Genomic DNA, 9,001 nt, shown 5'->3' with positions numbered 1-9,001 from the left:
CCTCAACTTCATAAAAATAATAAAGATGTAAACACTAACCCGCTCTTCGGAGGGGGTTTTTTTTTGCGTGAAGAATATTGGATTCACAATAAGGAAGTTAATCTATGTAATGGGTTGATCGTTGCCACGGAAAAGCGGGCTCCTGTATACTTAATGTTTTAGTATTGGCTTGTCAGGGGAAGTAGGTAGTCCACATGAATAATAAAAACAGTCGCTTCGTTCTCATTAGTCAGGTGTTGGTTTTATTGTTGCTTTGTTTGATTGTGGTGGCTTGTAACACCGCTTCAAAGTCAACTGATGGGGAGCATAACACCCAAACGGATCATGCTAATCACGAATCCCATAATAGCCACGCATCGCACAGGGACCACGATACTCATCACAAAAATGATCAAGACCGTGCGAGCCATTCGGCTCGCGATGATCACATGAGCCATGGTGCGGTTGATGAGCCGATGGACCATATGACGCATATGGCCATGACCAAGCATGATCCGTTAAAGTACACCAGTCGCAAACGCGCCGTGACACAGGTATCGGAGAAAGGAAAGTACCGCGTCACTCTCTATAGTAATGTTTCTCCTATTCCCTTACAGCAGTTTCACGAATGGACTGTTCATGTCGAAGACATGGCGGGCAAACCCTATGAAGGCCGTGTGTTTATCAACGGTGGTATGCCCATGCATCGTCATGGCTTTCCAGCCAAGCCCAGTTCCAAAATTTACCTTGGTAATGGTGACTACCAGGTAAAGGGTATAAAATTCAACATGTACGGTGAATGGGAAATGCGTTTCAATATAAGCATGCAGGATGGGCATTCTGACCGCGTTGTATTCAAGATCGATCTGCGACCGGACAAGGTCGAAGCCAGTAACGAATGGAACGCAACGGAACTGGCCATACTGGGTAGCATGACCATTGATAATGTGACTATGTCACCGGATATTAGCAACCATGTGGCGGACAATGCAGAAGCCGTAGTTTTTGGGCAAAAACTATTTTTCGACAAACGCTTTAGCGCCAATGGTCAGGTGGCCTGTGCTTCGTGCCATAAACCAGATCTGTATTTCACTGATGGCTTAAAAACCTCACGGGGTGTGGGCACGGCTAAACGTAATTCCCCAACTATTGTAGGCGCCAGTTTTCATACCTGGTTTTTTCTGGATGGCCGCGCTGACAGTTTGTGGTCACAGGCACTTGGGCCCATGGAAGACCGCCAGGAGCACGGCGGTAGCCGCACCCAGTACGCTCACATTATTTATAACGATCCAGCATACCGCAACAGTTATGAAAAGTTGTTTGGCAAGATGCCTGATATGTCTGACGGCAAACGGTTCCCTGCGCAGGCAGGGCCAATCAAGGATAGACAGTTACTGTCAGCATGGAAGGCTATGTCTGAGAAAGACAGGAAGGCTGTTACCCAGGTCTACGTTAATATGGCTAAAGCCATTGCCGCTTACGAGCGTTTGTTAAAACCAGGGCAATCGCGTTTCGACAACTATGTAAAGGCGGCTCTTGAAAATGATCAGGAACAAATGAGGAAACTTATGACAGAAGAAGAAGTGGCCGGGCTGAAACTGTTTCTAGGTAAAGCTAATTGCACCATTTGCCATAATGGTCCCCTGTTTACTGATTTGGGTTTTCACAACATTGCCACGCCGCCGGTTGATATCAAGCGCTATGACTATGGCAGAAAGAAAGGAATAACTTTCGTCAAACGCAGTCCATTTAATTGTCTAAGCGAATACAATGATGCTGAAGATAAAAGTTGTGATGAGTTAAAGTATTTAAAGCTACACGTAGAAGAGACTATGGCTGCGTTTAAAACGCCCAGCTTACGTAATGTATCAAAGACGGCTCCTTATATGCATGCTGGTCAATACAAAACTTTGTCAGAGGTGATGAGGCACTATGCAGATCCGCCAAGTACCAAGGTGGGAATGAGTGATCTATTACCAGTAGAATTAAACGACGGAGAGCTTGTGCAGTTAGAGGCTTTTCTACGCACGCTAGATAGTTCGATCGATGCGGATCCAAAATTGCTAGCTCCACCTGTGATAATTGAAGCCAAGATGTAAAGTTTTTGTGGTTTACGTGGTTTACGTGGTTTACGTGGTTTAGGGTTATAAAGCCCGCTTTTTGAGACGGGTTTTTTTATGCCGGCTTTAAAGTAACCCTAAACATATTAAGGGCTCTAACGCGCTGTTTTTGTAAACTGCGTGACGTGGGAATACTTCACAGAGCTTAAACTATAATTGCTTTAGTATGTAACGTTCATTCTATGGGTACGTAATATGAAATTTTTATTCACTTAAAGTACAAGGAAAGCACGAATGAAACTAAAGACAATTTTACTTAGCGCGGGTTCTATATTGTTAGTATCAAATCTGGTGTTTGCATCAACACCTTCACCTCAAGGCGCCAAAGCATATATCATTTCGCCTATTGACGGTGCGACAGTATCCAGTCCTGTTAAGGTTCAATTTGGTTTGCAAGGTATGGGTGTGGCGCCAGCGGGCGTGGATAAAGCAAAGACGGGTCATCATCATTTATTAATCAACACAGATGTGCCGACAATGAGCAAGCCAATTCCAAGCGATGCTAACCATAAACATTTCGGCGGTGGTCAAACGGAAGTGATACTTGACCTGAAACCAGGTAAACACACCTTGCAGTTACTGTTGGGTGATAAAGGACATGTGCCACATAATCCGGCAGTAATGTCAGAGAAGATTACAATTACAGTTAAATAATTCTGATTAAAGTTAAACCCTTCATATTTGGTATCTCTTTGGCTCGGTTATTGCACGATTTCTGTGCAGTATTCGAGCTTTTTTATTACCTTGAAAATTCTCGAAACACATCAATATGATATTTAGCACGCAGTGGTTTATTCGCGTGACAATATTTTGCAGGTGGGTTTAACTATGACAGAAATTCTAGAGTTAGATGGTAAAAAACCACAGGTGATTTCATATATTGCCGAAGCCCAGTATTCGGTGGGGCAGGTGATTCACCATAAATTGTTTGATTACCGCGGTGTGATTGTCGATGTGGATCCGGTATTTTCCGGTTCTGATGACTGGTATGATCGCGTTGCCAAATCTCGTCCCCCGAAAGATAAGCCCTGGTATCACGTGCTGGTTGATGATGGTGAGCACAACACCTACGTATCGGAACAAAACCTGGAAGAAGATTGGTCCAATGAAGCGATCAACCATCCGTTAATTGCAGAGTTGTTTACAGATTTTGTTGATGGGAAGTATGTGGTGAATTGGGTGACGAACTGATTTCGAAACAATTGTAGTTCGCGGTACTTTAATAGGTGTCGTGATTTAACGAAGTTCAAGTTCTTCCATTAATTGCCAGAGACGGTCCAGGCGTTGGATGGGATCGTCCAGCTGTAACAGGTACTGTTTGTGTTCCAGGCGCAGCGGTAACAGTTCTGCCAGTCGACTTCCTACCCAGCTGGCATCATCGTAATGTTTTTCCAGTTTTGCAAAGGGATAGCCTAATTGCTCCAGCAGATTTCGTAGAATATCCACCGCCGGTGCATATTCGCTGGGTATTTTATGCGCCGATTCATTAGGTAGTAGTTCTACATCAGCAATAGTTAGCTGGTTAGCCTGTACAGATTTGGACAGGATATGAAAGCGTTGCTTGCCGTGGGCGGTGATGCATAGCATGCCGTTGGCATCCATATTAAAGTAGCTGATTTCACTTAAAGTGCCGGTTTCATAGGTATCAGCGGCTTTACCCACTTCAGATCCCTCTTTTATTAAACAGATTCCGAATCCATTACCGCCTTTCATGCAGGTACTAATCATGTCCAGATAGCGAGGTTCAAAAATGCGCAATGGCAGCGCTCCATGGGGAAACAACACGGTGTGTAATGGGAAGATAGGTATAGATAATGTTGTCATTATGTTTTTGACTCGCCCCACCGAGGTATCAGGTTATGTTCGATATCCAGATGATCCATAATACGTGCCACCACAAAATCAACCAGGTCAGCAATGGTTTTCGGTTGATGATAAAAGCCTGGGCTTGCTGGTAGTATAGACACCCCCAATCTTGCCAGTTTCAACATATTTTCCAGATGAATGGCTGAAACAGGCATTTCCCTGGTGACCAGTATCAGTTTGCGTTGTTCCTTGAGTATGACATCAGCTGCCCGCTCAATTAGATTGTCACTGGCGCCGCAGGCTATAGAAGAAAGTGTAGCTGATGAACACGGGCACACAACCATGGCGCGTGATGCACCGGACCCGCTGGCGATGGGAGCCATCCACTGTTCTTTGCCAAATACCTGAAGTTGTCCAGGTTTTACAGTGTAGAGTTGGCTGAAATAAGTACTTATTTCTTCAGGGCGGCTACCAAATTTGTGCTCTGTTTCAGTGCTGATGACTACCTGAGCTGCGCTGGATATGAGCAAATTCACCTGTTGATCCGCTTTTAACAGGCACTCCAGCAAGCGCAAGCCGTATTGTACTCCGGAAGCGCCGGTAATCGCCAAGGTGATGTGTCGATTGTTTGTCATTTTTTAATTAGGCAACACGAACTCATAGTATGCAGGTTGTGGCACGAAGTCATGAGTTCAAGACGTAATGCTTAAATTCTAGCTATTTTAGCTGGGTTTTACCTGTTCTGATGGTGTGATTTTAAGGCAGCTAATAATTTCTGATGTAAGCCCCCAAATGCTCCATTGCTCATAATTAACAGGTGGTCACCGGATTTCGCATTTTTGAGTAGCCTGGCAATGATGTCGTCGATATTAGACATCACACACGCAGGTGGTTTGGTGTTTCTTGCTATCTCATCAAGATTCCAGTCTATATCTGCCGGTTGATAATAGATAACCTCGTCAGCTTTATCCAGGGATGCCGCCAGTGTATCCTGATGGATGCCCATACGCATGGTGTTTGAACGCGGCTCCAGGATAGCAATGATACGGGCACCGTCAACTTTATTGCGTAATCCTCCGAGGGTTAATTCTATAGCCGTGGGGTGGTGGGCAAAGTCATCATAAATGGTAATGTCGTTAACAGTACCGATGACTTCCATGCGACGCTTCACATTTTTAAACTGGCTCATGGCTTCGATGGCATGTTCCACCGGAACACCGGCATGACGCGCCGCGGCGATTGCCATCACAGCATTGTTAACGTTGTGCAGGCCCTGAAGATCCCAGTTGAGAGTTCCCGTTTTTTCACCATCAATATAAATGTCAAATTGGCTGGCATCTTGTGACAGGTTTTTAATTTGCCAGTCGCAATCCTCGCTGTCACCAGCGTATTCCAGGGGTGTCCAGCAACCCATGTTGATTACATCGCCAATATTGTCATCAGCTTTTGGCGCTACAATTAAGCCATTACCGGGAACGGTTCGGATTAAATGGTGAAACTGACGTTTGATGGCATCGAGGTCGGGAAAGATATCGGCGTGATCATATTCCAGGTTGTTCAGAATTAACGTGCGTGGACGGTAATGTACAAATTTGGAACGTTTGTCAAAAAATGCTGTGTCATATTCGTCGGCTTCTACAACGAAAAATGGCGCTTCGCCGCTGCGTGCTGACATACCAAAGTTTTCGGGAATGCCGCCAATCAGGAATCCAGGTTTTAACCCGGCATATTCCAGAATCCACGCCAACATGCTGGAAGTGGTGGTCTTGCCATGGGTGCCGGATACTGCCAGAACCCAGCGATCTTTTAATAAATAGTTCGCGAGAAATTCAGGACCGGAGGTGTAAGGTAAGTTATTATTTAGTACCCATTCTACGGCGGGTTTACCACGAGACAACGCGTTTCCGATAACCACCAGATCGGGAGCTGGATTAAATTGGGCTGTGTCGTCCAGGTTGCTCAGGGTAATACCGGCATTTTCCAGTTGGGTGCTCATGGGAGGGTATACGTTGGCGTCAGATCCGCTAACGGTATATCCCAATTCACGGGCCAGCAGTGCGATGCCGCCCATGAAAGTGCCGCAGATACCTAATATATGTACATGCATAATAGATACGATTCCAGGTTAGATAATATAAGCTTTTGGGGTCTGATTAGTCTTGGTTAAGCTTGTGCGATGAAGAATACGCGTATGATCCTAAAGTAAGTAAAAATATAAAATATCGAAATGCCAATGCCGGCCCAGAATGGTAAAGATAGCGCATTTCTGAGTATATGGCCCACGACGACAATATCCCAAATAAAGACCAGTAATAATAAGTAGCGCGGGAAAACCCACTGTTCACCCATTAACAGCAATGGCCAAACTAGTATGCAAAAAATGGTGCCAGTTCCGGCCAAACCGGTGATTGTTTGTACTGATCGGTTCATGAAGCTGCGAATCCATAAACCTGCCTGGGCGAGGGCAATCACCAGGATAAATCCGACCAGGATTATCGCCACGATTTTAGCCATATTTCCTGGCACGAATGTGATTCCCAGCGACAGGACAAAATAAGCTAAAACGCTAATGATTAACAGCGCGCGTGATGCCGGGATATCCTCTGCGTTGGCGCGTAGCAGGCAAATATCGAAAAACAGTTTTAGAATGAGCAACATGGCTTTTAAATTGCAGACGAAATTATGATTGTTGTTTTAAACTCATATAACACTATCATGGGTATAATCTAAATTAATTGCGATTATTTTGTAATCTTATTCAATGAATTACAACTTATTATGCGGCCCTGGGAAAATATTAATTTAAACTCGTTAAAATCGTGTTGTTTCCTTTACTGAATGGATGATGGATGAATGTACAACAAAATTGATCGGCTAGCTGGAACCAGTTCTTAATGGAAGAATTATTTGTCGATTCACAGGAAAAATTGTCAAATCTCTGTGCATTAATCGAGACGAGCGATGTCATTGCCATTGATACCGAATTTCTCCGAGAGAAAACTTACTATGCGCAATTGTGTTTGATTCAGATTGCGACGGATGAAGTGATTGCTTGTGTTGATCCGCTGAATATCCCTGATTTGGATCCTTTTCTGGACTTACTCTACCAACCCAGTCGCGTAAAGGTGCTGCATTCCGCTCGCCAGGATCTGGAAATTTTTTTCGACCTGAAAGGTGATTTACCCAGGCCAATTTTTGACACCCAGGTTGCAGCCACATTATTGGGATACGGTGATCAGTTGGGTTATGCAAATTTGGTTAAAGCCATGCTGTCAAAATCGATTGATAAAGAGCATGCGCGAACTGATTGGAGTAAGCGTCCGCTGGATGAGGCACAAATTTATTATGCAATGAACGATGTGCGCTACCTCATTCCCATTTATCGTCAGCAAAAAAAGCGCTTGGCTGAAAAAGGGCGGGAACAGTGGTTGAAAGCGGATTTTGATGCCCTGACGGATAAAGGGCTGTATTCTCCCGAACCTGGGCAACTTTGGAAACGGGTAAAGGGAACAAGAATGCTCAGACGTGGCCAGTTAGCTGTACTGCAGCAGTTATCCATGTGGCGCGAGCAGCGCGCAAAGGAATGGAACCGGCCTAGAAAATGGGTGCTACCAGATGATGTACTGGTGGATATTTCGCGGCGCTGCCCGGATTCTGTGGAAGCGCTGGAAAAAATTCGTGGCTGGAGCAATTACATCAAAAAGTCCGCGAATGAAATTCTTAAGTTAATCGATACAGCGAAATCACTACCTGAGTCGCAATGGCCGGTTGCAGACCGTGCAAAACCATTGACTGTGCAACAGGAAGCACTGGTGGATTTATTAATGAGTGTCATCAGAATACGCGCGCTGGAAAATGATGTTACACCTGCCGCATTGCTTACACGCAAAGAGCTGGAAAATCTGGTGTTAGGTGAGCGTAATCTGGCCGTATTGTCTGGATGGCGCCAGGAGTTGATTGGGAAGGAGTTACTGGAATGTATCGCTGGCAAAAAGTCGATTTCTGTTAAAGAGCAAACAATCATCATATCAGATATAACTGGTTCCTGATCCTTGACAGCTGCAGGTGGCAGGTAATGAATAATAAATGCTGGTTATGGTTTCTTATATTGATGTTAGCTGGATCTTCCGTGCTGGCTGGCCAGAATAAACAAGTTGGTTTATGTGCTCAGCCATTATCAGATCAGGTGGTTATTGATGTGTTTAAGAAAAACACGTTGAAGCAACTGGCATTGGAGTTCGGGGAGAACGGGCTGTTTGTATACGATATTGAACATTTTGCAGTAGACCAGGTATTGTCTCGTGTAGAGGCATACGCCAAGTACCCCAGGCCAGGACAAAAGTCATTGTCAACCATGCGAGTGGAAGCCTGGGTGAGTCGTTGTCAGGGTACAACAATTATTCGTGGGAATTCCTGGTTAGCTGACGGTACCCTGGTAGTTCCGCGCTATGCTGCAAAAGATTTAGTCGGGGAAGGTTTAGGATGGGGTGATCCCAATGCGCCAATGCGTTTTATTGTTTATCTTGATAGCCGTTGTCCACATTGTCACCGTTTGATTAGTTATGCAAAAAAACTGGTTGATGCTGGAAAAGTATTTCTTGATATTCGGCAGGTCGCTTATCTTGAAGAAATAGATGAGGCTATAACCGACACCCGGTTATTGGAAACATCATTAATATTAAATGGCGTCAAAAAAATAACCGACGATGAGTATCTCGATTTATTAAGTGGTTTTCCCAATGAAGCCGAAATTGAAATGAAAGGCGCTGCATATGATCAGGCCAGGGTATTTTTACAATCCAACACAAAAACCGCGCGAGATTTGTTGCATATAATTACAGTGCCGGCCGTATTCATTCAGGAAAGGGAGCATAACAATCATTATCGCCAGATGGGATATTGGGAAATTAATCGTATCTTTCAGTGAGATTTGCGTGGTATTGAGGCTTTTGTTAATTAGTGCTTACGTAGGGTAAATTATTCGTAGACACAAGATGTATTTGCAACAGATAATAATGCTTAAATTATTCGTTAAATGAGGTGTGTAGTGGATAATCTGAACAGACGATTCAGAAACTTGCTTGTGGTGTTTGTGG

At 44.5% G+C, this 9,001-nt stretch carries 9 protein-coding genes; 5 read left to right on the top strand and 4 right to left on the bottom strand.

Annotation, left to right across the window (positions count from 1 at the left end):
* Positions 1-194: 194 nt before the first annotated feature.
* The 3 genes from ACWVCM_RS12115 to hspQ all read left to right on the top strand — a co-directional run bounded on the left by ACWVCM_RS12115 (position 195) and on the right by hspQ (position 3,290).
* Positions 195-2,078: a cytochrome c peroxidase gene (locus ACWVCM_RS12115; RefSeq protein WP_455202013.1), complete on the top strand. Its 1,884-nt coding sequence runs from the start codon at positions 195-197 to the stop codon at positions 2,076-2,078.
* 255 nt (positions 2,079-2,333) lie between these two features.
* A complete protein-coding gene (locus tag ACWVCM_RS12110; RefSeq protein WP_455202012.1) occupies positions 2,334-2,753 on the top strand; it encodes a DUF4399 domain-containing protein in 420 nt (139 codons plus the stop codon).
* Between the two features lie 174 nt (positions 2,754-2,927).
* Entirely contained in the window at positions 2,928-3,290 is a 363-nt protein-coding gene (gene hspQ, locus ACWVCM_RS12105; protein ID WP_455202011.1) for a heat shock protein HspQ, read from the top strand.
* A gap of 45 nt (positions 3,291-3,335) precedes the next feature.
* Here the strand turns inward: hspQ and ACWVCM_RS12100 are convergent, their stop codons facing one another.
* The 4 genes from ACWVCM_RS12100 to ACWVCM_RS12085 form a co-directional block, all read right to left on the bottom strand.
* Positions 3,336-3,923, bottom strand: coding sequence for an LON peptidase substrate-binding domain-containing protein (locus tag ACWVCM_RS12100; RefSeq protein WP_455202010.1), 588 nt, complete (start codon positions 3,921-3,923; stop codon positions 3,336-3,338).
* A complete protein-coding gene (locus tag ACWVCM_RS12095) occupies positions 3,923-4,540 on the bottom strand; it encodes a flavin prenyltransferase UbiX (RefSeq protein ID WP_455202009.1) in 618 nt (205 codons plus the stop codon). Before ACWVCM_RS12095 ends, ACWVCM_RS12100 begins: the two co-directional genes overlap by 1 nt.
* Positions 4,541-4,638: 98 nt before the next feature.
* Positions 4,639-6,012, bottom strand: a complete 1,374-nt coding sequence (gene mpl / locus ACWVCM_RS12090) for a UDP-N-acetylmuramate:L-alanyl-gamma-D-glutamyl-meso-diaminopimelate ligase (RefSeq protein ID WP_455202008.1) — start codon at positions 6,010-6,012, stop codon at positions 4,639-4,641.
* A gap of 56 nt (positions 6,013-6,068) precedes the next feature.
* Positions 6,069-6,563, bottom strand: coding sequence for a hypothetical protein (locus tag ACWVCM_RS12085; RefSeq protein ID WP_455202007.1), 495 nt, complete (start codon positions 6,561-6,563; stop codon positions 6,069-6,071).
* A gap of 236 nt (positions 6,564-6,799) precedes the next feature.
* Here ACWVCM_RS12085 and rnd point away from each other — a divergent pair, with 236 nt between their 5' ends.
* Positions 6,800-7,954 (top strand): ribonuclease D, encoded by a 1,155-nt coding sequence (gene rnd / locus ACWVCM_RS12080; protein ID WP_455202006.1) that lies wholly within the window; start codon positions 6,800-6,802, stop codon positions 7,952-7,954.
* A 26-nt stretch (positions 7,955-7,980) separates the two neighbouring features.
* Positions 7,981-8,832, top strand: coding sequence for a thioredoxin domain-containing protein (locus tag ACWVCM_RS12075; RefSeq protein ID WP_455202005.1), 852 nt, complete (start codon positions 7,981-7,983; stop codon positions 8,830-8,832).
* Positions 8,833-9,001 lie beyond the last annotated feature (169 nt).

Source organism: Kaarinaea lacus (assembly GCF_975902315.1).
Note: the sequence above shows the minus strand (reverse complement) of the source record. Positions and strands in the feature narration are given on the sequence as shown.

Excerpts from the sequence above, each read along its gene's own strand:
- ACWVCM_RS12115 (WP_455202013.1), top strand. The coding sequence starts at position 195 with ATGAATAATAAAAACAGTCGCTTCGTTCTCATTAGTCAGGTGTTGGTT.
- ACWVCM_RS12110 (WP_455202012.1), top strand. The coding sequence starts at position 2,334 with ATGAAACTAAAGACAATTTTACTTAGCGCGGGTTCTATATTGTTAGTA.
- hspQ (WP_455202011.1), top strand. The coding sequence starts at position 2,928 with ATGACAGAAATTCTAGAGTTAGATGGTAAAAAACCACAGGTGATTTCA.
- ACWVCM_RS12100 (WP_455202010.1), bottom strand. The coding sequence starts at position 3,923 with ATGACAACATTATCTATACCTATCTTCCCATTACACACCGTGTTGTTT.
- ACWVCM_RS12095 (WP_455202009.1), bottom strand. The coding sequence starts at position 4,540 with ATGACAAACAATCGACACATCACCTTGGCGATTACCGGCGCTTCCGGA.
- mpl (WP_455202008.1), bottom strand. The coding sequence starts at position 6,012 with ATGCATGTACATATATTAGGTATCTGCGGCACTTTCATGGGCGGCATC.
- ACWVCM_RS12085 (WP_455202007.1), bottom strand. The coding sequence starts at position 6,563 with ATGTTGCTCATTCTAAAACTGTTTTTCGATATTTGCCTGCTACGCGCC.
- rnd (WP_455202006.1), top strand. The coding sequence starts at position 6,800 with ATGGAAGAATTATTTGTCGATTCACAGGAAAAATTGTCAAATCTCTGT.
- ACWVCM_RS12075 (WP_455202005.1), top strand. The coding sequence starts at position 7,981 with ATGAATAATAAATGCTGGTTATGGTTTCTTATATTGATGTTAGCTGGA.